General features: G+C 68.4%; 22 protein-coding genes and 1 tRNA gene. 11 read left to right on the forward strand and 12 right to left on the reverse strand.

Going from position 1 to position 21837, the window contains the following annotated elements; translation table 11 throughout:
- Positions 1–17: 17 nt before the first annotated feature.
- The 5 genes from pth to ACWDZ6_RS18375 all read right to left on the reverse strand — a co-directional run bounded on the left by pth (position 18) and on the right by ACWDZ6_RS18375 (position 4328).
- Positions 18–611 (reverse strand): aminoacyl-tRNA hydrolase, encoded by a 594-nt coding sequence (pth, locus tag ACWDZ6_RS18355; RefSeq protein ID WP_366731809.1) that lies wholly within the window; start codon positions 609–611, stop codon positions 18–20.
- Between the two features lie 123 nt (positions 612–734).
- The gene (locus ACWDZ6_RS18360) at positions 735–1328 is read right to left on the reverse strand and encodes a 50S ribosomal protein L25/general stress protein Ctc (protein ID WP_451503687.1); all 594 of its coding nucleotides are present in this window, start codon (positions 1326–1328) and stop codon (positions 735–737) included.
- 280 nt (positions 1329–1608) lie between these two features.
- Positions 1609–2586, reverse strand: coding sequence for a ribose-phosphate diphosphokinase (locus tag ACWDZ6_RS18365; protein WP_389182468.1), 978 nt, complete (start codon positions 2584–2586; stop codon positions 1609–1611).
- Between the two features lie 112 nt (positions 2587–2698).
- A complete protein-coding gene (gene glmU / locus ACWDZ6_RS18370; protein ID WP_366731810.1) occupies positions 2699–4147 on the reverse strand; it encodes a bifunctional UDP-N-acetylglucosamine diphosphorylase/glucosamine-1-phosphate N-acetyltransferase GlmU in 1449 nt (482 codons plus the stop codon).
- A 109-nt stretch (positions 4148–4256) separates the two neighbouring features.
- A tRNA-Gln gene (locus tag ACWDZ6_RS18375) sits at positions 4257–4328 on the reverse strand.
- Between the two features lie 252 nt (positions 4329–4580).
- Between ACWDZ6_RS18375 and ACWDZ6_RS18380 the strand changes: the two genes are divergently transcribed.
- Complete coding sequence (locus ACWDZ6_RS18380) at positions 4581–5915, forward strand: sensor histidine kinase (RefSeq protein ID WP_451503688.1); 1335 nt, start codon at positions 4581–4583, stop codon at positions 5913–5915.
- Positions 5916–6095: 180 nt separating this feature from the next.
- Here the strand turns inward: ACWDZ6_RS18380 and ACWDZ6_RS18385 are convergent, their stop codons facing one another.
- A complete protein-coding gene (locus tag ACWDZ6_RS18385) occupies positions 6096–6587 on the reverse strand; it encodes an SUKH-3 domain-containing protein (protein ID WP_366731813.1) in 492 nt (163 codons plus the stop codon).
- Positions 6588–6597: 10 nt separating this feature from the next.
- Positions 6598–7104 carry a YwqJ-related putative deaminase gene (locus ACWDZ6_RS18390; protein ID WP_451503689.1) on the reverse strand — a complete coding sequence of 169 codons (507 nt, stop codon included), beginning with the start codon at positions 7102–7104 and terminating at the stop codon, positions 6598–6600.
- A 217-nt stretch (positions 7105–7321) separates the two neighbouring features.
- On the opposite strand from ACWDZ6_RS18390, the gene ACWDZ6_RS18395 reads away from it, so the two are divergent.
- The 6 genes from ACWDZ6_RS18395 to ACWDZ6_RS18420 all read left to right on the forward strand — a co-directional run bounded on the left by ACWDZ6_RS18395 (position 7322) and on the right by ACWDZ6_RS18420 (position 17556).
- Positions 7322–8335 carry an SMI1/KNR4 family protein gene (locus ACWDZ6_RS18395; RefSeq protein ID WP_451503690.1) on the forward strand — a complete coding sequence of 338 codons (1014 nt, stop codon included), beginning with the start codon at positions 7322–7324 and terminating at the stop codon, positions 8333–8335.
- Positions 8336–8342: 7 nt separating this feature from the next.
- Positions 8343–10997 carry an SUKH-4 family immunity protein gene (locus ACWDZ6_RS18400; RefSeq protein ID WP_451503691.1) on the forward strand — a complete coding sequence of 885 codons (2655 nt, stop codon included), beginning with the start codon at positions 8343–8345 and terminating at the stop codon, positions 10995–10997.
- A gap of 386 nt (positions 10998–11383) precedes the next feature.
- Entirely contained in the window at positions 11384–12274 is an 891-nt protein-coding gene (locus ACWDZ6_RS18405) for a cellulose-binding protein (RefSeq protein ID WP_451503692.1), read from the forward strand.
- Positions 12275–12410: 136 nt separating this feature from the next.
- Positions 12411–12770, forward strand: a complete 360-nt coding sequence (locus tag ACWDZ6_RS18410; RefSeq protein WP_326650420.1) for a hypothetical protein — start codon at positions 12411–12413, stop codon at positions 12768–12770.
- On the forward strand, positions 12767–17086 hold the full coding sequence (locus ACWDZ6_RS18415; protein WP_451503693.1) for a DUF6531 domain-containing protein: 4320 nt from the start codon (positions 12767–12769) through the stop codon (positions 17084–17086). The genes ACWDZ6_RS18410 and ACWDZ6_RS18415 overlap by 4 nt, the downstream gene beginning before the upstream one ends.
- Positions 17086–17556 (forward strand): hypothetical protein, encoded by a 471-nt coding sequence (locus tag ACWDZ6_RS18420; RefSeq protein WP_451503694.1) that lies wholly within the window; start codon positions 17086–17088, stop codon positions 17554–17556. The genes ACWDZ6_RS18415 and ACWDZ6_RS18420 overlap by 1 nt, the downstream gene beginning before the upstream one ends.
- Positions 17557–17783: 227 nt before the next feature.
- Here the strand turns inward: ACWDZ6_RS18420 and ACWDZ6_RS18425 are convergent, their stop codons facing one another.
- On the reverse strand, positions 17784–18131 hold the full coding sequence (locus ACWDZ6_RS18425) for a hypothetical protein (protein WP_366731819.1): 348 nt from the start codon (positions 18129–18131) through the stop codon (positions 17784–17786).
- 305 nt (positions 18132–18436) lie between these two features.
- On the opposite strand from ACWDZ6_RS18425, the gene ACWDZ6_RS18430 reads away from it, so the two are divergent.
- Positions 18437–18910 (forward strand): hypothetical protein, encoded by a 474-nt coding sequence (locus ACWDZ6_RS18430; protein WP_451503695.1) that lies wholly within the window; start codon positions 18437–18439, stop codon positions 18908–18910.
- A 5-nt stretch (positions 18911–18915) separates the two neighbouring features.
- A complete protein-coding gene (locus tag ACWDZ6_RS18435) occupies positions 18916–19254 on the forward strand; it encodes a hypothetical protein (RefSeq protein WP_451503696.1) in 339 nt (112 codons plus the stop codon).
- 112 nt (positions 19255–19366) lie between these two features.
- On the opposite strand, the gene ACWDZ6_RS18440 is transcribed toward ACWDZ6_RS18435, so the two are convergent.
- From ACWDZ6_RS18440 to ACWDZ6_RS18450, 3 genes are read right to left on the reverse strand one after another with little or no spacing between them, the layout of a single operon-like run.
- Positions 19367–19549: a hypothetical protein gene (locus ACWDZ6_RS18440; RefSeq protein ID WP_451503697.1), complete on the reverse strand. Its 183-nt coding sequence runs from the start codon at positions 19547–19549 to the stop codon at positions 19367–19369.
- Positions 19550–19568: 19 nt separating this feature from the next.
- Entirely contained in the window at positions 19569–19694 is a 126-nt protein-coding gene (locus ACWDZ6_RS18445; RefSeq protein WP_389182442.1) for a hypothetical protein, read from the reverse strand.
- The gene (locus ACWDZ6_RS18450; RefSeq protein ID WP_451503698.1) at positions 19691–19918 is read right to left on the reverse strand and encodes a hypothetical protein; all 228 of its coding nucleotides are present in this window, start codon (positions 19916–19918) and stop codon (positions 19691–19693) included. The genes ACWDZ6_RS18445 and ACWDZ6_RS18450 overlap by 4 nt, the downstream gene beginning before the upstream one ends.
- 116 nt (positions 19919–20034) lie before the next feature.
- Here ACWDZ6_RS18450 and ACWDZ6_RS18455 point away from each other — a divergent pair, with 116 nt between their 5' ends.
- Positions 20035–20883, forward strand: a complete 849-nt coding sequence (locus ACWDZ6_RS18455; RefSeq protein WP_451503699.1) for a helix-turn-helix domain-containing protein — start codon at positions 20035–20037, stop codon at positions 20881–20883.
- On the forward strand, positions 20859–21065 hold the full coding sequence (locus ACWDZ6_RS18460) for a DUF397 domain-containing protein (RefSeq protein WP_451503700.1): 207 nt from the start codon (positions 20859–20861) through the stop codon (positions 21063–21065). The genes ACWDZ6_RS18455 and ACWDZ6_RS18460 overlap by 25 nt, the downstream gene beginning before the upstream one ends.
- Positions 21066–21132: 67 nt before the next feature.
- Here ACWDZ6_RS18460 and ACWDZ6_RS18465 read toward each other — a convergent pair whose 3' ends face one another.
- The gene (locus ACWDZ6_RS18465; RefSeq protein WP_451503701.1) at positions 21133–21837 is read right to left on the reverse strand and encodes a hypothetical protein; all 705 of its coding nucleotides are present in this window, start codon (positions 21835–21837) and stop codon (positions 21133–21135) included.

Consider the following 21837-nt stretch of genomic DNA (forward strand, 5'->3'; position numbering starts at 1 on the left):
CTTGTGGCCTGGTTTTATCAGGAGTTGTACGTACTTTGAGCCCGCTCCAGGCCCTCGGTCACCAGGCACTCCACCGCATCCGCCGTGCGGTCCACGAGATACCCGAGCTCCTTGCGCTCCGTGGACGAGAAGTCCTTGAGTACAAAATCCGCCACCTGCATCCGGCCCGGCGGACGGCCGATCCCGAACCGCACCCGGTGATAGTCCGCGCCCATCGACTTGGTCATCGACTTCAGACCGTTGTGCCCGTTGTCACCGCCACCCAGCTTCAGCCGCAGCGTGCCGTAGTCGATGTCCAGCTCGTCGTGGATCGCGACGATATTGGCGGTCGGCACCTTGTAGAAGTCGCGCAGCGAGGTGACCGGGCCACCGGAGAGATTCATGTACGACATGGGCTTGGCCAGCACGACCCGGCGCCCACTTGGACCCGGCGCGCCAATCCGGCCCTCGACGAGCTGCGCCTGCGCCTTCTGCGCACGCTTGAACTTGCCGCCCATGCGCTCGGCGAGAAGGTCGGCGACCATGAACCCGACGTTGTGCCGGTTCGCGGCGTAGTCGGGCCCGGGGTTGCCGAGCCCCACGATGAGCCAGGGGGCGTTCGCGTCGGACATCTGCGCTGCGTCTCCTCGCATACGGCATACGAACAGGTACGGGTACAGAAACAGATACAGGAAAACGGGGTGGCGGGCCGCAGCCCGCCACCCCGTTCAGCCAAGCCGAACAGAAGGTACGGCTCAGACCTCGGAGGCCTCTTCGCCCTCGCCCTCGGCCTCGGCGCTCGGCTCCTCGGCCTGCGAAGCCAGGATCTGCAGGACGACGGTGTCATCCTCGACGGCCAGCGTCGTGCCGGAGGGCAGCGGGATGTCCTTGGCGAGGATCGAGTCACCGGCCGCGAGGCCCGCGACGGAGACCGTGACGGACTCGGGGATGTGCGTGGCCTCGGCCTCGACCGGCAGGGCGTTCAGCACGTGCTCGAGCAGGAAGCCACCCGGGGCCAGCTCGCCCTCGGTGTGGACGGGGATCTCGACGTTGACCTTCTCGCCGCGCGTCACGAGGAGCAGGTCGACGTGCTCGATGGAGCCCTTCAGCGGGTCGCGCTGCACCGACTTCGGGATGGCGAGCTCGTTCTTGCCCTCGATGTCCAGGGAGAGCAGAACGTTCGAGGTGCGCAGGGCGAGCTGCAGCTCGTGGCCCGGCAGCGTGATGTGGATCGGGTCGGAACCGTGGCCGTAGAGAACGCCGGGAACCTTGCGGTCGCGGCGGATGCGACGGGCAGCACCCTTGCCGAACTCGGAACGGGGCTCGGCGGCGAGCTTCACCTCGGACATGTGCACTCCTCGTATTGCAGACAGATCTGGTGGTGGTCACCCGGCCACGACAGGCCTGCTACGAAGAGCGCGTCGATAACGGACCGCCGTACCCATGGGTACGGCCTCCCTCGCCGAGCAACCCGCACAGTCTACTCGGAGCTACCCGAGTCGCCCAATCGATCAAGGCCGATGCGGCGCGGACGTGAGGCGGAGGGTACGAGGCGGCGGGCACGAGACCGTGGGCAGGCATGAAGAACGGGCCGCCCCCGAGCGGGAGCGGCCCGTTCTCGTCATGCACTCAGCCCTGCTCCTCGAAGAGGCTCGTCACCGAACCGTCCTCGAACACCTCACGCACCGCGCGCGCGATCGTCGGCGCGATCGACAGCACCGTGATCTTGTCGAGTTCCAGGTCGCCCGGGTCGGGCAGCGTGTTCGTGAAGACGAACTCGCTCACCTTGGAGTTCTTCAGACGGTCCGCCGCGGGTCCGGACAGGATGCCGTGCGTCGCCGTGACGATGACGTCCTCCGCGCCGTGTGTGAAGAGCGCGTCCGCCGCGGCGCAGATCGTGCCACCGGTGTCGATCATGTCGTCGACGAGCACGCATACGCGGCCCTTGACCTCACCCACGACCTCGTGCACGGTCACCTGGTTGGCGACGTCCTTGTCGCGACGCTTGTGGACGATCGCCAGCGGAGCGTCGAGGCGGTCGCACCAGCGGTCGGCGACGCGCACGCGGCCGGCGTCGGGGGAGACGACGGTGAGCTTGTTGCGGTCCACCTTCGCGCCCACGTAGTCGGCGAGCACCGGCAGCGCGGAGAGATGGTCCACCGGGCCGTCGAAGAAGCCCTGGATCTGATCGGTGTGCAGATCGACCGTGAGGATGCGGTGAGCGCCCGCGGTCTTCAGCAGATCGGCGACCAGCCGGGCCGAGATCGGCTCACGGCCGCGGTGCTTCTTGTCCTGCCGGGCGTAGCCGTACGACGGGATGATCACGGTGATGCTCCGGGCCGAGGCCCGCTTCAGAGCATCGATCATGATCAGCTGTTCCATGATCCACTTGTTGATGGGAGCCGTGTGGCTCTGTATCAGGAAGCAGTCGGCACCACGGGCCGACTCCTGGAAGCGGACGTAGATCTCGCCGTTCGCGAAGTCGAAAGCCTTCGTCGGCACCAGGCCGACACCCAGCTGGTGTGCGACCTCCTCGGCCAGCTCGGGGTGGGCGCGGCCGGAGAAGAGCATCAGCTTCTTCTCGCCGGTCGTCTTGATCCCGGTCACAGCACTGTCTCCTCAGACGTGTTCTCTGGCTACGGACGGGGTACTGATCGCGAGCCAGCCGAATTTGCGTGCACGTATCACGGTACGCCGAGTTGGACGCACCTGTTTCCGGTCAGTTCTCCTCGGCGACGCTTTCCGTTGCCACTTGAGCTGCCTGGGCGGATGCGCTGCCGGGCCGCTTCCGGGCCACCCAACCCTCGATATTCCGCTGCTGGCCGCGGGCGACGGCGAGCGAACCGGCAGGCACATCCTTGGTGATGACCGAACCCGCCGCGGTGTACGCGCCGTCCCCAATGGTGACGGGAGCCACAAACATGTTGTCCGAGCCGGTCTTGCAGTGCGACCCGATCGTGGTGTGGTGCTTGGCCTCGCCGTCGTAGTTCACGAAGACGCTCGCGGCGCCGATGTTCGTGTACTCGCCGATCGTCGCGTCACCGACGTAGGAAAGGTGCGGCACCTTGGTGCCCTCGCCGATCGTGGCGTTCTTCATCTCCACGTACGTACCGGCCTTGGCCTTCACGCCGAGCTTGGTGCCGGGCCTGAGATACGCGTACGGGCCGACCGACGCCCCCTCGCCGACCACCGCGGAGTTGGCCACGGTGTTGTCCACCCGGGCGCCCGCGCCGACGACCGTGTCCTTCAGCCGGGAGTTGGGGCCGACCTCGGCGCCCTCGGCGAGATGCGAGGCGCCCAGCAGCTGCGTACCGGGATGCACGATCGCGTCCCGCTCGAACGTCACCGTCACATCCACGAGCACGGACCCGGGGTCGACGACCGTGACACCGGCCATCATCGCCCGCTCGAGGAGCCGCTCATTGAGCAGCTTGCGCGCCTCGGCCAGCTGTACGCGGTTGTTGATGCCGAGGATCTCCCGGTGGTCGCCGGCGACGGACGCGCCGACCCGGTGACCGGCCTCGCGCAGTATCCCCAGCACATCGGTGAGGTACTCCTCGCCCTGGCTGTTGTCCGTACGCACCTTGCCGAGCGCGTCCGCGAGGAGCTGCCCGTCGAAGGCGAAGACGCCGGAGTTGATCTCCCGGATCGCGCGCTGGTCGTCGGTGGCGTCCTTGTGTTCGACGATCGTGGTGACGGCGCCGGTGACGCTGTCGCGCACGATGCGGCCGTAGCCGGTCGAGTCCGGGACCTCGGCCGTGAGCACGGTGACGGCATTGCCGTCGGCGGCGTGCGTGGCGGCGAGTGCGGTCAGGGTCTCGCCGGAGAGCAGGGGAGTGTCGCCGCATACGACGACGACGGTGCCCTCGGGGGTCTGGCCGAGCTCCTCGAGCGCCATCCGGACGGCGTGCCCGGTGCCGTTCTGCTCGGCCTGATAGGCGGTGCGGGTGCCGGCGTACTGCTCGGTCAGATGGCCCTTGACCTGCTCACTCGCATGGCCGACAACGACGACGAGATGCTCGGGATCCAGCTCGCGGGCAGCGGAGACGACATGTCCGACGAGCGAGCGCCCGCAGATTTCGTGCAGAACCTTGGGGGTCTTCGACTTCATGCGGGTGCCCTCACCCGCTGCGAGGACGACGACGGCTGCCGGGCGGTTGGCGCTCACGTGAATGCCCTTCGGCTTCGGGTGGTGGACATCCGAAGGATACCGGGGGGTTTCGGGGGCGAAATAAGTGCGGGTCCTGACCGTGGAGGTCAGGACCCGAAGTGAGATGCTCCCCCGCCAGGACTCGAACCCGGACATAAGGCACCAAAAGCCTCAGTGCTGCCGATTACACCACGGGGGATTAAATGCGGCTAAGCCGGACATTGGGTCAGGCCGCCGAATCAGCACCCAACACTATGCCGTACCAAGCGCCTTCCGTGCGACGGTAGAGATCGGCGCTCTTGAGCGTCGTCCGGAATGCGGACGGCTGGGTCGAAAGTCCGCTCGATTCACTGGATCGTGAGATCAACGCCTGTTTCGTGCGTGTTCGAACGCCTTCCCTGCTGTCGTACTCCCAGGAAAATGACTCGCGCCCGCCCGTAGGCTGGAAGACATGACCGTAACGGGGGCACACCAGGACGGCACGGGCGCGACCACCCGTAGCTGGCTGTGGTGGGGACGGCGGCGCAGTGCCGCCTTGGATGTGGGGCTGGGACTCGTCTCGGCCTTCGAGTGCGCTCTGGAGGGTGTGGGGTTCGCCGACAAGGCCGCGATTCCCGTATCCGTCGGAGTGCTGTTCGGGCTGATCGTCGGGTCCGTGCTGGTGTTGCGGCGGCGCTGGCCGATCGCCGTGGTGCTGGTGTCGATCGCGACCACGCCCGCCGAGATGGGCTATCTGATGGGCGTGGTCGGGCTCTATTCGCTCGCCGCCTCCGAAGTGCCGCGCCGGATCACCTCAACGCTCGCCGGGATGTCGCTGGCAGCGACCCTGATCGTGACGTTCGTACGCGTACGGCAGGACGTGTCGTCCGCGGACTTCGATCCGGAGCCCGGAGCCTGGTACGTACCGACGGTGGCCGGCTTCATGGCGCTCGGACTGACCGCGCCGCCGGTGCTGTTCGGCCTCTACATAGGGGCCAGGCGGCGGCTGATGGAGAGCCTTCGGGAGCGCGCGGTCAGCCTGGAGCAGGAGCTGTCGCTGCTGGCCGACCGGGCCGAGCAGCGGGCGCAGTGGGCGCGTACCGAGGAGCGGACCCGGATCGCGCGGGAGATGCACGACGTCGTGGCACACCGGGTGAGCCTGATGGTGGTGCATGCGGCGGCCCTGCAGGCGGTCGCGCTGAAGGATCCGCAGAAGGCCGTGAAGAACGCCGCGCTGGTGGGGGACATGGGGCGGCAGGCGCTCACCGAGCTACGGGAGATGCTCGGGGTGCTGCGGGCCGGGGACAACGAACAGCGGGTGGTGACTCCGGTGCCGCTGGCTGCGGTCGCCGCCGCGGCTGCCGCGGCTGCCGCCGCAGCGGCCGACGACGGGCCGTCTCTCGCGGACCTCGAGGGTCTGGTCGGGCAGTCCCGGCAGGCGGGGATGGTCGTGGAGCTCGCGGTGCAGGGCGAGGCGCGGGAGTACGCGCCGGAGGTCGAGCAGACCGCGTACCGGGTGGTCCAGGAGGCCCTGACGAACGTCCACAAGCACGCGGCCGGCGCGAAGGTGATGGTGCGGCTCGCGCATCGCGGGGCCGAGGTCGCGATGCAGGTGGAGAACGGCGCACCGGACGCGAGCGGTACTTCCGCCGCCGCCGGGTTGCCGAGCGGCGGCAACGGCCTGGTGGGGATGCGGGAGCGGGTGCTGGCGCTCGGCGGGGTGTTTGTGTCCGGGCCGACGGACGCGGGCGGCTTCCGGGTGTCGGCGGTGCTGCCGGACCGGGACGGGCACGCCGAGCGGGTCTGAGGTGGTCCTGCCGGACCGGGACGGGCACGCCGGGCAGGTCTGAGGGGGCGGGGGCCGGGAGGGCTCGGGTTCCGGTTCAGGGCCAGGTCCGGGACCAGGTCCGGATACGGCTCCGGCTCCGGCTCGGTCCGGTCGGCGGGTCTCGCGGCGGCGCCCTCGGTGGCCGTTCGCCGCAGTCGCTCAGCCCAGGGTCAGCCGGGCAGGCTGGATGCCCGTGACCATGGTGGCCAGCGCCTGGTCGATGTCAGGACCGAGGTACCAGTCGCCGGTGTGATCGAGGCTGTAGACCCGGCCTTCGGCATCGATGGCCAGTACGGCCTGGCTGTCGCCCTCCTCCCCGAGCGGCGAGATCTCCGTGTCGAGCGCGCGCCCGAGGTCCGCGAGTGTGCGTGCGAGGTGGAGCCCGGCGAGCGGGTCGAAGTGCATCGGTGTGGGCGCCGTCTGCCGCCCAGGACCTGGCGCCGTCACGCGCAGTCCGCCGAACTCCGCCCAGGCCTCGACGGCCGCCGGGAAGACCGCATGCCGGTGGCCCGCGGGCGAGGCGTACGAGCGCAGGGTGTCGGCCCAGTGCTCGGCCTGCTTGATGTCCCAACGGCCGGGCTGCCAGCCCGCGTCGCGCAGGGCGGCGTCGACGGCGACCGGGAACCGGGTGGTGCTGAGGTGGTCGGGCATTGGTGCGGGGTCAGCCGTTCTCGGTCGCGGTCGGGTCGACGGGACGTACGCCGAAATGGTCGAGCATCGCCGTACAGGAACGGCAGGGCGGTGCGTAACTGCCGTGCAGCGGATCGCCGTCCTCGCGGATACGACGTGCCGTCAGTTTCGCCTGTTTGAGTGTCCGCTTCGCCTCACTGTGGGTCAGCGGCTTGCGCTGGGCCCGTTTCGAGCGTTGAGCCTCGGCGGCGGAGAGATGGCGCGAGAGCAGGATCGCCTCGGGGCAGCGGCCGGTGAAGCGTTCGCGCTGGCCGCTGGTGAGGGTGTCGAGGAAATCCTGTACGAGCGCGTGGAGTACGGGTGGCTGATCGGCCTTGCCCGCGGTGCAGGTGAGGGTCTCGCCGCGTACGGAGAGTGCCGCCGCCACGGCGGGCAGAATCCCGTCGCGTCGGTGACCCAGTGCGGGCGGGTGACCGGTGTCCGTACTGCTCCAACTGAGGCGCGGATCACCTGAAGTACTTGGTTGCGCTGTGTGCATGGTGCGCTCGTTCCCTCCCTGCACTCCCCCGAGTTGCGGGACAGCCTGCCAAATGGGAAGGGGGGTGTGGAAGCTGGGGCACTGAAACGTGTCGCCCTTCGCCGTTCGGTCACCCGAACGTGACCCTTCGTGATGGAAACGGAGCGGCGGTCCTCCCTATTGCACCACCGCATAGGCTGTCCTGAACCAGCCGGAACGCAGCAGGGGGCATACCGCCATGACGACAGGTCGGCAAGGGCTGGGGGCACCTCCCGGCCCCCGGGCCGGGGGACAAACCGCGCCACCGAATGCGGCCTACGCCGGGCAAATCGTGAACTTTCCGGACCCGGTCCGGGCCTCCCGCCACCCCAGGGGTGTGCGAGTGGACGACAACGGCCATCCGGTCTTCTCGCCGTACGCGCGTGCCGCCGCGGAGATCGCGGAGCCCCCGGAGGGCTTCGGCGTGGACGAGCTGCGGCTCACCGACTACGTATCGGCGAATGCGGCGCTGCACGCCGACGGTCATGCGCTGTGGGACACGATTCCTTCGGTCGCCACTCCACACGGCTGGACCTGGCACCACGTGCCGGGTACCCGTCGGATGGAGCTGGTCCCCGTCGAGGTGAAGGCGTTGCTGCGGCACCACGGAGGTCTCGCGACGACGCCGGTCGACCAGAGCAAGCGGGGTACGCGTCCGCTGCAGGAGACCCGGCCCGCGCACTTCGGTCTGCCGAAGGGCCTGGTGTCGGTGACCGAGCAGCAACTGCTGGGCGTCGAGGAGGATCTGGGCTACCGGCTGCCGGGGGCGTACCGCTCCTTTCTGAAGGCCGCGGGCGGCTGCGCCCCGGTCGGGGTGGCGCTCGACGCCGAACTGGGGCTGCTGGTCGACCAGCCGTTCTTCACGGTGCGGGACGAGGCCGCGGTCAACGACCTGCTGTACGTCAACAAGTGCCTGCGGGACCATCTGACCAAGGATTACTTGGGAGTTGCGTTCGTCCAGGGCGGGATTCTGGCGGTGAAGGTCAGGGGCTCGGCAACGGGCTCGGTGTGGTTCTGCGCGTACGACGACGCACGGGACCAGGACGGCTGGAGTGTGCAGGAGCGCATGGAGCGGCTGCTGCTGCCGTGCGGCGACGACTTCGACGGTTTTCTGCAGCGTCTGGCGGGCAATCCGCCGGAGCTGGAGACCGTGGCGAACCTGATGGTGGACGGCGGCTTCAGCAGCGCCGTCCCGATCTCGGACGAGGGGTGACGGTCCGATGGTGACCTTCGCGCAGGCGCAGGAGCGCGCGGAAGAGTGGGTCAACGGCGATGTGCCCGCGTATCAGCACCGCGAGGTGCGGGTACGGGAGTTCGAGCTGGGCTTCGTGGTCTGGGCGGAGGACCGCGAGGGCGGGGTCCGTTCGGACGGCGGGCAGCAGCGGCTGGTGATCGCCCGGGACAGCGGTGAGGCGACGCTGTGGCCGGGACTGCCGGTGGGTGAGGTGATCCGCCGGTACGAGGAGGAGTACGGGATACAGGATGAGACCGCGGCGGCGCCGGAGCCGCCGCAGCGTATCGACCTGAATCAGACGTCGTTCCTGTTGAGCCCGCCGGAGTGGCTCCAGGAGGCGGCGGACAAGATCGGGATCCCGGACCGCAGGTCGCCGGAGCGCGCTTCGGGTGCGGCGTCCGGCGCGGATTCGGGCATGCCCTCGGGGCCGCCCTCACCTTCGGGGCCGTCTTCCAGTGCGCCTTCGGGGTCGCCGGAGCCCGCGGCTGCGGCTGCGCGCCCGCCGTCGGCGGGGGCCGACCGGTCCGCCCCCGGGTCACCCGCGCAGGACAGCAACGCCTCGCAGGCGGGCGGGAGTTCGTCCGCGCCGGGTTCGGCATGGCCCGAGGCCGGCTCCTCCGGTGGCAATGCCTCGCAGGGCGGGTCCGTGTGGCCCAGTGCCGGTGGTGGCGGCGACTACGAGCCGACGGCTTCCGAGGGTGTGCCCGCCACACCGTCCGGAGCGACTCCGTGGACGGACACCAGCGCCGGGTCCGAGGACGCGTCCGTCCCGTTGCCGGCCACGGTGTTCGCGCCGCCGATCTCCGGGTCCGACGACGACGACGCCCGGACGCCGGTCACCGGTGCGGATGCGCCCACCGCGCTGATGTCGGGCGGCAGCCAGCTGCCGCGGACCGCGGTCGCCCCGGCGCTGAACCCGCAGCCCGCCGGGTCCGAGACGCCTCAGACGCCCCAGACTCCTCAGCCACCGCAGGCTCCGTATGCGCTCCAGTCGCCCCGGACTCCGCAGTCGCCGCCGCCCGGTGCGCCCGCACGCCCGGGCCCGGGGGCCGGTGACATCGCCGACGCGGCGACGAGCAAGGCGGTCGTACCGCCGCGCGCCTCGCGCGGCAGCGGCCCCACGACTCCGCCGCCGCCCGGTGCCCCCGGTACTCCGGGTGTGCGGCCGGGAGCGACGCCGCCGCCGTCGGGTCCGGGTGCGCCCGGTGCACCGGCGGGCGGTTATCTGCCGACGCAGCTCGTCTCGCAGCTCGGCCAGGAGGGCCCGCAGCCGCCCGGTGCTCCGACGCCGCCCGGTCCGCCGGGCCCGCCGGCTCCGCCGGGTGGCGGTGTGCATCATGCGGCGACGATGCTGGCCGGGCCGGCGCAGATGGGTCCGGGCGCGCCTCAGCCGCCCGGTCCGCCGGGGGCTCCTGTTGCGCCCGGGGTCCCGCAGCCGCCCGGTCCTCCCGGTGCGCCTGGTGCTCCGACGCCGCCCGGTCCTCCCGGTGGCGGTGCCCACCATGCCGCGACGATGCTGGCCGGACCCGCGCAGATGGGTCCGGGCGCGCCTCAGCCGCCCGGCCCGCCCGGTGCACCTCATGGCGCGCCGCCCGGTTCCGTACCGCATGCACCGCTGCCGGGTGGCCCGCCGCCCGCGTACGGGTATCCGCAGCAGCCCAGCGGTATGCCGACCGTCGGCCCCGGCTATCAGGCCGTACTGCGCTACCGCGCGCCCGACGGCTCCGAAGCCCAGTTGATCCGCCGCTCGGCGCCGGGAACTCCGCACCCGGAGTGGCAGATCCTGCACGAGCTGCGCGCCATGAACGTGCCGCCGCAGCAGGTGCTCGAGCTCCACACAGAGCTGGAGTCGTGCGAGCTGCCCGGCGGCTACTGCGCCCGGATGATCCGGGAGACCTGGCCACAGGTGCGGATCACATCCGTCGCGCCGTACGGCAGGGATCACGCCAGCCGGCAGCAGGGCATGCAGCATCTGCTCACCCACCAGGGGGAGTTGCATCAGGTCGCGGACGGTCCGGCGCGCCCCGCGCCGGTCCGGGCCCCGCTGCCGCAGCTGCCGCCGGCCCCGCCGATCCCTCCGGAAGGGATCGCGCAGGAGCTGGTGGCCGCGTTCGGCCCGCAGGGCATCTGCCGGTTCGACCAGCGGGCCGTCTCGCGTCAGGGCGTACCGGAGATCGTGGCGGCCACCCTGGTCTGGGCGGGTCTGCCGGGCGACTTCAACCCGTTCTTCTGGGCGCAGCCGGCCCAGCCGGTCGTCCCTACGCTGGCGGAGCTCGCGGCGCAGCGTCAGCTGCAGCCGGCGGCGGACGCGGGCTCGTACCTGGTGGTGGGCAGCGACTTCGGCCGGGCGATCTGTGTTCAGTACGGCACGGCGCACATAGTGGCGGTACCGGTGGAGGCGGGCCCGGGCGGCCAGCCGGTGGCGCCGCAGTTCGTGAACAGCGGCCTGCCGGAGTTCGTACGGTGCCTGGCGCTGCTCGGCCGCATGTGGCGGCTGCGCTTCAACCTCAACCCGGAGCAGGCAGGCCGCTGGACGGTCGATTTCCAGGCACAGCTCGCGGCCCTGGACCCGGCGGCGCTGGCGTCGCCGGAGAGCTGGTGGTCGGTGCTGCTCGAGCAGATGTGGGACGGACTGCTGTAAGCGACGGTATGGATGAGGGGCGCCCGGCCTGTGCGACACAGGCCGGGCGCTTTCTTGTCCGCCGACGTGCTTGCCGTCGTCCGCCGCCGTCGTCCGCCGCAGTCGTCCGCCGCAGTTGTCGGCCAACGCACCGAGACGGTGCTCACCAAATCTTCACGAACATCACGCTCACTCAGGCGCCGGGGACGGGTTGGCAGGAGGGGCTGAGGAAGTACGGAGGGGCAATGGCGGGCCGGGCGCGCCGCCGTTTGTCCGGTTCCGGCTTCTTTCGCCGACTGGCGCATCCTTGACCGGTGCCGATGGGTAAAGTGTCGCGTTATGGCCACTTAGCTCTGATCCGGGAGGATGTGAGCCAATTGCGTTGTGCGTCGGAGAGGGCTTGAAGGATGAGTGCTGCATCGGTGTCACCTCACGGCTTCGTCGCCGTACGGGGCCGTGGCTACCACATGGGGAAGACCGACGCCTACGTCACCGCCCTGTCCCAGGACCGCGACGACGCCTGGGAGCGTGCCGCGCGTCTCACCGTCCTCGCCAGGGAGATGGAGGCGGAGGCCGTCGCCCTGCGCGAGGTCGTCAAGGCGCTTCCCCCGCAGACGTACGAAAGTCTCGGCAGTCGCGCCCAGTACCTGCTGGCGCTGACCGTTGAGCAGGCCGAGCAGCTGCTGGCCGCGACGCGGGACGAGGCCCAGGCCATCTGGAACGCTGCCGACGAGGGCGCTCGCCAGGTGTACGAAGAGGCACGTGTGTACGCCGAGGAGCTCCGGGCGGAGACCGAGGCGCGTGTTCAGCAGATCTCGCTCGCCGCGCAGACCGCGGCCGACGAGGCGCGTATCGAGGCCCGCCTCGAGGTGAAGGAGCGGCGTGGCGAGGTCGTGGCCGCCTGGAAGGAGACGCGCCGCCGCTGCGAAGGCCTGCTGGCCGACCTGGAGCGGGACCAGGCCGAGCGGTGGGAGGCGATGGAGCGCGAACTCGCGCACGACGAGGCCGAGTTGAATGCCCGCCACGCCGACCTCGCCGCGTATGCCGAGGCCGGGCTCGCCGAGGCCGAGCGGACCCTCGCCGAGGCGGACGAGAACACCCGCCCCGGCCAGGAGGACGCGGACGCGCGAGCCGCCGCGCTGATCGCCGAGGCCAGGGCCCGCGAGGAGCGGATCGCGCGCGAGACGGAGCGGGTGCTGCGCGAGCACGACAGGGCCCGCGAGGAGATGGACGCGCATATGGCGCACATCCGCAACAGTCTGGCGACGCTGACGGGCCGCGCGGCGGCGGAGGGCTGAAAGGCCGCGCGCCGCACGCGTGTTCGCGCAATTTGTGTCATCCATTGCCCTGGCATGGTCATCGCATGGGCAAATCTTGATCACGCTCTTCTAGGGTCGGGGTTTGCAGCGCGTGAAGACAACGGGGGTGCTTCGCATGGGCGATGGCAAGGGCGACGGCAAAGTCCTGGAAATCAACACGGCCGACATCAAGTTGACGGCGCCGGTCTTCCACGAGCAGGCCAAGAACCTCAGTACGGCTTTGACGACGCTGGTCACCACCCTGGACGGGCTCGGTGCGCCCTGGGGAGACGACGAGCCGGGCAAGAAGTTCTACGACGGATACCACCCCCAGCAGAAGGCCATCGAGCGGGCCGCCGGCATCCTCGTCCTCGGACTGACCAGCATTCACGAGGCGATGTCCGACATGGCGGACGGGCATGTCGACAACGAGCGTTTGATCGTCGGGATGTTCACCAAGGCGAAGGCGAAGATCGACGGCGAGGACGCCAAGTGAGCATCGAGGACGAGGCCAAGGAGATCCTGCTCAAGCTCGGCATGTGGTGGCCCGACGCCGATCCGGGCGCCCTGCGCAAGGCCGCCGACGCCTGGCGGACCTTCGCCGGTGCCGTCGACGACGTACGGACCCCGGTCAACAACGCGGCCACATCGCTCATCCACAACAACAAGGGTGAGGCGATCGACGCGTTCGAGGTGTTCTGGGGGCGCTACGCCAAGGGGAAGGACGCGGGCTGGCTCAGTGACATGGCGACGGCGGCCCGCAAGATGGCGGAGGTGCTGGACAAGCTTGCCGGCGCCGTCGATGACGCCATCAACAAGCTTCGGACAGAGCTGGCCATCGACGCCACCATCATCGTGGCAGGCCTCGGGCTCGCCTGGTTCACGGCGGGCATATCGGCGGGCGCCGCGGCCGTAGCGGCGGAAGCCATCCTCGAACTCGCCGGCACTCTGGGCATCGCCGTCACGGCCACGGTCGCGGAGATCGCCGCGGGCACGCTCGTCGCCGCGGCCTTCGGTGGCGTGGAGTCGGTGGCCGTCGATCTTGCCGTCGCCCAGCCGCTGAAGATCGCCACGGGGTTGCAGACGGGCTTCAGCCTGGACGAGATCAATGCCGCGGCGAAGGACGGCATGATCTTCGGCGGGGCGTTCGGCGCGGGGGGCGGTGTGGTCAAGGCCGGCGTCGAGGGGAGCCTGTTCGGGAAGTTCAGCGAGGTGCCGCTGATGCTGCGGCCGCCGACTCTGCGGCCCGACCTGGTCGAACTCGGACCTGCGGCCCGTCCGGCCAGGAGGACGCCGTGCGTCGGGGAGCCGATCGACGTGGCGACCGGCGCCATGCTGATGACGCAGACCGACCTCACGCTGCCGGCGAGCCTCCCACTGGTTTTTGAGCGCACCCACCTGTCCACGTACCGCGGGGGAATGTCCTTCGGCCCCACCTGGGTCTCCACCCTCGACGAGTGCATCCAACTCGACGCCGAGGGCGTCGTGTTCGCCGCCGCGGACGGCATGCGCCTCGTGTATCCGGTGCCCCGGGTGAGTGAACCCGTCCTCCCGGTGAAGGGCGCCATGTGGCCGCTGGAGTGGGACGGCAAGCCCGACGGTGTCATGACCATCACCGACCCGGACTCCGGGGTCGTACGAAGCTTCAGCAGTCCCGTTCCCTCGGACAAGCTCGGAACCGTCCACCTCCCCGTGGACAGCTGGCACGACCGCAACGGCGCGCGCATCGATGTCGAACGCACCGCTGACGGCATCCCCACCGGGCTGCGCCACTCCGGCGGCTACTACCTCGCCGTCGACACGCAGGGCCCGCGCATCACCGCCCTGCGCCTGCTCGACGAGACCCCGTCACGGTACGAGCCGACGCTGCACGACGGCGGCGGTACGGTCGTGATGCGTTACGGGTACGACGCGGCGGGCAACCTCACCGAGATCATCAACTCCAGTGGCGAACCACTGCGTTTCACCTACGACGCGGCGGGCCGGGTCACCTCCTGGACGGACCGCAACGGCACGTCGTTCGCGTACTTCTACGACGCCCGTGGCCGCGTCGAGCGCACCGAGGGCAGCGACGGCTTCCTTTCCGGAGCCCTCGCCTACGACGACGAGTCGCGCACGACCACGTACACCGACTCGCTCGGCCGGCGGTCCACGCATCGCCACAACTTTGAGGGCCAGGTCGTCGAGGAGACCGATCCGCTCGGCCACACGACGCGCACCGAGTGGCACGAGAGGGGCGACAGGCCGCTCTCGGTCACGGATCCGCTGGGCCGTACGACGCGCTACGCATACGACGCGGCGGGCAACCTCACCGCGGTAACCCTGCCGGACGGGTCCCTTGCCCGAGCCACGTACAACACACTCGGCCGCCCCACGGAGGTCGTCGAGCCCGGCGGTGCGACCTGGCGCCACACGTACGACGAACTGGGCAACCTGCTCATCACGATCGACCCCGCCGGTGCCGAAACGCACTGCGGCTACGACGAGTTGGGCCGACTGTCAGCGATCACCGACGCCCTCGGCGATACGCGCGGCGTCACGTCGAACGCGGCCGGACTGCCCATCGCCGTGACCGACGAGGTCGGGCATGTGACGCAGGTGCGCAGGGACACCTTCGGCCGGATCATGGAGGTGACCGACCCGCTGGGTCATGTCACCCGCATGGGCTGGACGACCGAAGGCAAGCCGGAGTGGCGCCAGTACGCGGACGGCGCCCGGGAGTCCTGGACCTGGGACGGAGAGGGCAACCTCCTCTCCCACACCGATCCCGCGGGCAATGTCACCCGCCACACCGCCACGCACTTCGACGTCCCGGCCACCCGGATCGACCCCGACGGCACGACGTACGCCTTCGCGTACGACACCGAGATGCGGCTGACGGGGGTCACCAACCCGCAGGGGCTGACCTGGTCGTACGCGTACGACCAGGCGGGCCGTCTGGTCGCGGAGACCGACTTCAACGGCCGGACGCTGACGTACACGCATGATGCGGCGGGCGGCCTGGTGTCGCGTACGAATGGCGCGGGCGAGACGCTGCGCTTCACCCGGGACGTGCTCGGCCGCGTGACGGAGCAGCGGACCGAATCGGGCGGCATCACCACGTACGCATACGGCACGACGGGCCATCTGACCCACGTGGCCAATGCGGACGCCGAGGTCGCCATGGAGCGCGACGCGCTGGGCCGTACGCTCACGGAAACCGTCAACGGCCGTATTACCAGCTACGCGTACGACGCTCTGGGGCGCCGGACCCTGAGGGTCACTCCGTCCGGGCTGAGCTCGGAGTGGACCTACGACCCGACAGGCCGCCCGACCGGACTCCGCTCCGACGCGGGTGAGCTGACCTTCACGCACGACGCCGCGGGCCGCGAGACGGAACGCCGCCTCGGGGAAGTCGTCACCCTCAGCCAGGCCTGGGATGTGGCCGACCGCCTCGCCACCCAGTCCCTGACGGCGCGCGCGGAGGACGCGGACCGGCTCCGCCAGCACCGCGCCTACGCCTACCGCGAGGACGGCTACCTCACCGAGATCCGCGAACTGACCTCCGGCACCCGCCGTTTCGACCTCGACCGCATGGGCCGGGTCACGGGCGTACGGGCGCACGGCTGGAGCGAGACATACGCCTACGACGCGGCGGGCAACCTGGCGCACGCCACGGCCCCCGCGCACGAGTCCCCGGGCGACCGTGAATTCGAGGGCACCCTCATCCGTCGCGCGGGCCGCACCTCGTACGAGCATGACGCGCAGGGCCGTCTGATCCGCAGGACCCGCAAGCTCCTCAACGGGCAGCGACACTCCTGGACGTACGCCTGGAATGCCGAGGACCGCCTGGTCGAGGCGGTGACTCCGGGCGGCGAGCGCTGGCAGTACACGTACGACCCGCTGGGCCGCCGAATATCCAAGCAGCGCTCGGCGGACGACGGCTCGTCCGCCGAGCGCACGGACTTCAGCTGGGACGACACCCGCCTGGCGGAGCAGACGGCGCCCGACGGCAGGGTCACCACCTGGGACTACGCCCCGGGCAGCCATCGCCCCCTCACCCAGACCGACCAGAAGCCCCTGGTCCGGGAGCCTGGCGCATCCCTGCTCTCGAAGCTGGCGGAGGACACGTCGGCCGACTACGGCACCCGCTTCCACGCCGTCATCACGGACGCGGTGGGTACCCCGACCGAACTGATCGCCCCCGACGGCGAATTGACCTGGCAACGCCGCACAACCCTCTGGGGCACGGCCTTCCCCGCCCCGACGGACGCGGCATCCGTGCACTGCCCTCTCCGCTTCCCGGGCCAGTACGCCGACCCTGAAACCGGCCTGAATTACAACCACTTCCGCTACTACGACCCGGAGACGGCCCGCTACATCAGTGCGGACCCGCTCGGTCTGGAGCCGGCGGACAACCATCACGGATATGTACACTCGCCCCAGTCCTGGGCAGACCCGCTGGGCCTATCGCCGTGTAACTATGGCGCGGATGACCTTTACAAAGCAGCGGCTGATATTAAGAAGGGTCAGCTTTCGCCGGCGGGCAGGGCGCTTCAGAAGCACGGTGATCCGAGTCCAGGAAATCTCGCCAAGCGTGGTCAGTCGCATGTGGACATGTACAATTTCGGCAAAGTAACAAACAGCGAGCGTACTGAAATCGCGAATGAGATGATCCAAGATATTCTGACCAATCCACGGGTTGTGGAAAAGGTCAACACTGCAGCTTCGGCGCAATATGGCGGGATTACCCGCGATTTCAGGGTGCCCGGCGGATGGGGTGCTCGGTGGAGTTGGCGGAATGGCACGCTCACATTTGAAGGGTTCCTGTGATGGGTGAGCGAGATGGCGTTGGGATGTCGTATCGCGCCGAGGATTTCGAGGTCGACGGGGCTCTCCGCGATGTCTGCATCCTTGATGCATCGATCGACGATTGGCAGCGTATCCTTGACGGGGTCAAGTCTGTTAATTGGCCCGTCTCCTTCGGGTGGACGTTGTCCGACTCGGACGATGAAGGTATTCCAGACGCTCGCGAATTGTTCAATCGTCTGGAGAGTGAGCCGGAGGAATCGGCCAGTTTGGCCGTAGAGGTAAGCGGTATCTGGTTTACTTGTTATTTCTTCGATATCGATGAAGTCGAATTCACATTCGATCCTGCCGATGTCGTAGACTCCGCGTCGTTTGGGCATGTGGAAGAATTTGTGCGGTGGCTTGGTGATGCGACACGTAAGCGGGTCGTAGTTACCATGGAAGGAACCGACCATAACGTTATGCCTGCGTTGCTCTACTATTCCCCGAGCTGATTGCGCTTCAGGTTCTCAATGTCGCTGCCATATCCAGGGTACGAATCTGTGTCACGCGTCGACGGTGAACTACTCGTCTACCCGAATTCAGTCCCGGCGGAATTGAGGTCTTATGGGGTGGAGGTGCGAGCCGCCGAATGGCCGGTGAGATTCGGTGCTCGCAATTCCGTGATTTCCCGCGTCGACCTCATGTGTCGATGGCAATCGCTCCGCGGGTTGGCCTATATTCAGGCAGTATCGGCTTCTTCCGCCTCGCCAGGACTATTGCAGGACATTGAGGTGCGTCCGAGCGGTTCGGTTATCGGCTCGGAGAGCTTTTCGCGATTGCTTGAGAGGCTGGAACGCAAGGCAAGGCAAGTTCCCGATGAGCTGCTGGAAATCATTCTGCGAAACTGCACTCCGCTGCTCGCGGGAGACCCGTATTCTGGATTTGCGGTGTCCGCAGGGTTGGCGTCGGGATCAATGCCATCCTTGGGAGATGGCATTGAACGAGCCGCGGCAATCAGCGGGTTCTGGTTCAGCGTGCCACAAGTCCGTCCTGCATTGGCCATGACATGGAATGTTTGCTCATTCATTGGGGAATGGTTGAGTTGGTCAGAGGGTGGACGGGGTGTGGACTCGGAGAAAAGTCTCGGGATCGGGATTCATCCCGCCCCGGAACGCCCTGGCCTTGAGGACTTGCCCAGCTGGCTCATGGAATTCTTCCCTTGGGGCTCTGCGTCGTCTGATCAGACGTGATCTGAATCGTTCGTTGACGGTCAGATATTGGGTTTTATGTACCTGGAAAAGCGGTGGGTATGACTCACGGAATGCGAGGCTTTGACGTGCAGTCGATCGCTGCGGCTGACGGTGCCGTCGCGAGCTTCACGAGCCTCACCGAATGAAATTCGTGAAAGCCGATTGGGACCCCGATCTGTGGGGGTTCAACCTGGACCCGAGCGCCTATCTGGCGGAACTCCCGAAAATGGGGGAAGTGTTGCCTGCCGGCGCTCGGGAGTTCGCCTTCGATGCTGGGCACTACAGCATGCGCAGCAGCCGGTGTGTGAAGGACCTGGAGCTGGCCGGGGTCCACGTACCGACGGATAAGAGCGGGGTTCTGACTCTCGAATTCGCGCCCAATCAATGGAAGCATGATTCGGGCCTCCAGATCCGATACTCGGGAGTGTCGCACTTCTCGATCGACTACGAAGGATCCATTGACTGGATGCAGGCAGATACGGTGCTGCTGGACGAGATCCTTCCGGATGGTGACGGTTGCGTTCATGAAATTGCTTTGACCGATGCGTCGATTATTGTTCGCAGTAGGGACTTGCGCGCTATCTGGGATGTCGCCGAGTCTCTTGGAAAGGTGTAACAGAAGTGAAACTTGAGACGCTGGCGGAGAACGCTGGGTTCGGCCCCGCTCAGGCCGCCGGGGCGCATGCGCCGTCGCCGGTGATCATCGCCGTTTTCGTCCTGGGCGGCCTGGTCGCGGTGTGGTGCGGTGCCAGCTGGGCGTTCAACGTGCGGGGGATCGCTACACGGCGGGCCGAGAACATCAGGCAGCGCTACCTGCTGGGCGGGGCGCAGCTGGGGCAGCTGGACAGGTCGCCCACGATGTGGGCTCAGCCGTGGTACCAACGGCTGATGGGGGCGTTCATGGCCTTCGCAGGCCTGGTGATGGTGCTCGCCGGCGGCGCGCTCTGGCATCTCGGCTGACGGAGGCACCTGCGCGGCCGGGCAGCGCGCCGGCCGCGCTTCCTGCGGGAGCACGGCCGCCCCGCTGCTCGGGCCCGGGTGAGCAGCGGGGCTGAGTTGCCGGTGGCAGCCCCTATGCCCGGGTCACTCGGATTGCGACGCGCACGCCGAGGACGTACGCATTGCCGTCCGCGAACTCCAGCCGCTTGCGCCGACCGCTCACCTCTCGTACGTCGCAGACGAGGTGCGGGATGCCGCCCACCGTGACCACGTCGCCTCTGCGTACCCCGTCAGCGGTGACGTTGACGATCTGCATGACTCACGTTCCTCTCGTCCTATCGGGGGCGGGCGAGGCTCTGTTTGTTGGCTTCCCGCACCTTGGCGAGCAGCTCTTCGCGGCGGCCGGCCTCGGCGTCGTCCTGTGCCGGCTGTTCGTCCGAATCGGGTTCGTCGTCGCTCATGGCGCGGATCCCCGCAGGACTGCTGCGAGTTGACGGGCGACGCTCGGGTTGCAGCGGCCGAGGTCCACGAGCGGCCGCGGTGCGTCGCGGGCAAGGGATGCGATGTCCAGTCCGAGCGAGGGCAGCACGACGCCGACCGCAGCGAGTGTGTCGCGCAGTTCGTCCCGCGCCGCCTCGGCGTCCTTGATCCGTTCAACTGCCGCTCTGTGTTCAGCCGTTCCCATGTCTGCGGTGCCTTCCGTGGTTACTCAACACCTTCCACTGATGAGCATCGGTGCGTAGAGCTACGATCACTAGGGGTAACAGTTTTCGAGGCGCGCGAGCGAAAACGGGGGCGGCCGTGCCTGCACCAAAGGAGCTTGATCCGTCGGCGTCTTTGGCCGCGCTGTACGGCACGAAGCTGCGCAAGCTCCGTGTCCGCGCCGGGTGGACGCAGCGGGACCTGGGCGACAAGGTCCCTATCGCCCACAGCCGGATCGCCCAGTTCGAGCTGGGCAACGAGACGCCTCCCGAGGACATCGACAGGAAGCTGGACGCGCTTCTGGGTGCGGATGGCGATCTGACCGACCTGTGGGGCCATGTCAGGCGGACGCCGTTCCCGGACTGGGCACGGACGTTCATGACGTACGAGGCCAACGCGAACGCCATGCATAAATACATGGCGCACAGCGTGCCCGGGCTGCTCCAGACCGAGGAGTACGCCCGTGAGGTGCTACGCCTCGGCCAGCCCTGGTGCACAGAAGGGGAGATCGAAGAGAAGGTGACTGCTCGGATGCGCCGACAGGACCTTCTGCGGGCACAGCGGCCCCCATTGCTTTGGGTCGTGCTCGACGAGGCGGTGATCCGGCGCCCCGTGGGCGGGTCGGCGATCATGTGCGATCAGTTGGCCCGCGTCGTAGAAGCGGCGAAGGTGCCCGGTGTTGAGGTGCAGGTCCTGCCCTTTGCGGCCGGTGGGCATTCGGCCATGGGCGGCTCGGTGACTTTGTTGTCATTCGAAAACGCGCCGGATGTGGCCTACCTTGAGGCGGGACACTCCGGGGAACTGGTGGAAGACAGGGCAGCGGTGGCCCGGCACTCCTATCGGTACGATCTTGTGCACGCCCGGGCGCTGCCGCCTGATGCATCAACTGCCTTGATCGAGCAGGCAATGGAGGCCTTCAGAGCATGCACGCCATACGACCTGGCTTGACTTCGGCTACCTGGCGCAAGAGCAGTTACAGCGACGGGGGCGGTGGCGACTGCGTTGAGGTCGCCGAGGGATGCCCCGGCCTCGCCCCCGTCCGCGACAGCAAGAACCCCCGCGGCCCTGTTGTGGTCTTCCCGGTCGGTGCCTGGGCCGCTTTCGTCGCCGGGGTGAAGAGCGCAGGGTAAGGACCCGGTTCCGCGTCCCGGCTCGGCGCGTGCCCCCGGCACCCGGCCTTCCGCCGGTTGTGCGGAGCTACTTCACCGACGCCGGGGGCTCATCCGGGACGACGGGCTTGTTCTCGCAGTCGAATCCGTCCGCCACCACCTTGGCGGAGTGCAGCAGACGGGTGAGATGGACTCGGGCGCTGGTGTCGCCGGTGAGCGTGTCGGCCATCAGCCCTTCGATCGGGATCTCGTTCTCCTGCTTCGCGGGCGTGCCGGGGATCTTGCACTTGACGTACACCCGGTAGCGGACCACCCCTTCATTGTCCTTCCCGTGGACAAGCTTGACGTCGGAGTTCACCAGTGTCTCGACTGTCTTGTCGCCGGTTGAGGAAACGTCATCGAAACGGGTGTCGAATGTGAAGTAGGAGGGACCGAACCGGATTTCGAGCTCCCTTCGTTCATCCGCGACGCTCGTCCTCGCCAGGCACACATCGGCCCTCTGGAATATTCGGACTCCGGTTTTCTCCGGGTCCCAGTTCTCCACCTGCCGGTAGAACAGGGCACGCGCGCTCTTCAGGTCGTCGGGGACCTTCAGGCGTGCCTTGCCCCCCGTGCGGTCCTTGAGCCATTTCAGTCCGGCGTCGCCCAGGAGTTCGTTGCACGTGGAGTCGTCGGGGGCAGCGTCCTCGGCCTTGTCCTTGGCCTTGCCCTCGGCCTGGTCCTTGTCGGCCGTGCACGCGCCCGCACCCAGCAGGAGCACGGCCACGGCGGCAAGCGTGAGATGCCTCTTCAT

It is taken from the genome of Streptomyces sp. NPDC002926 (genome assembly GCF_053591755.1).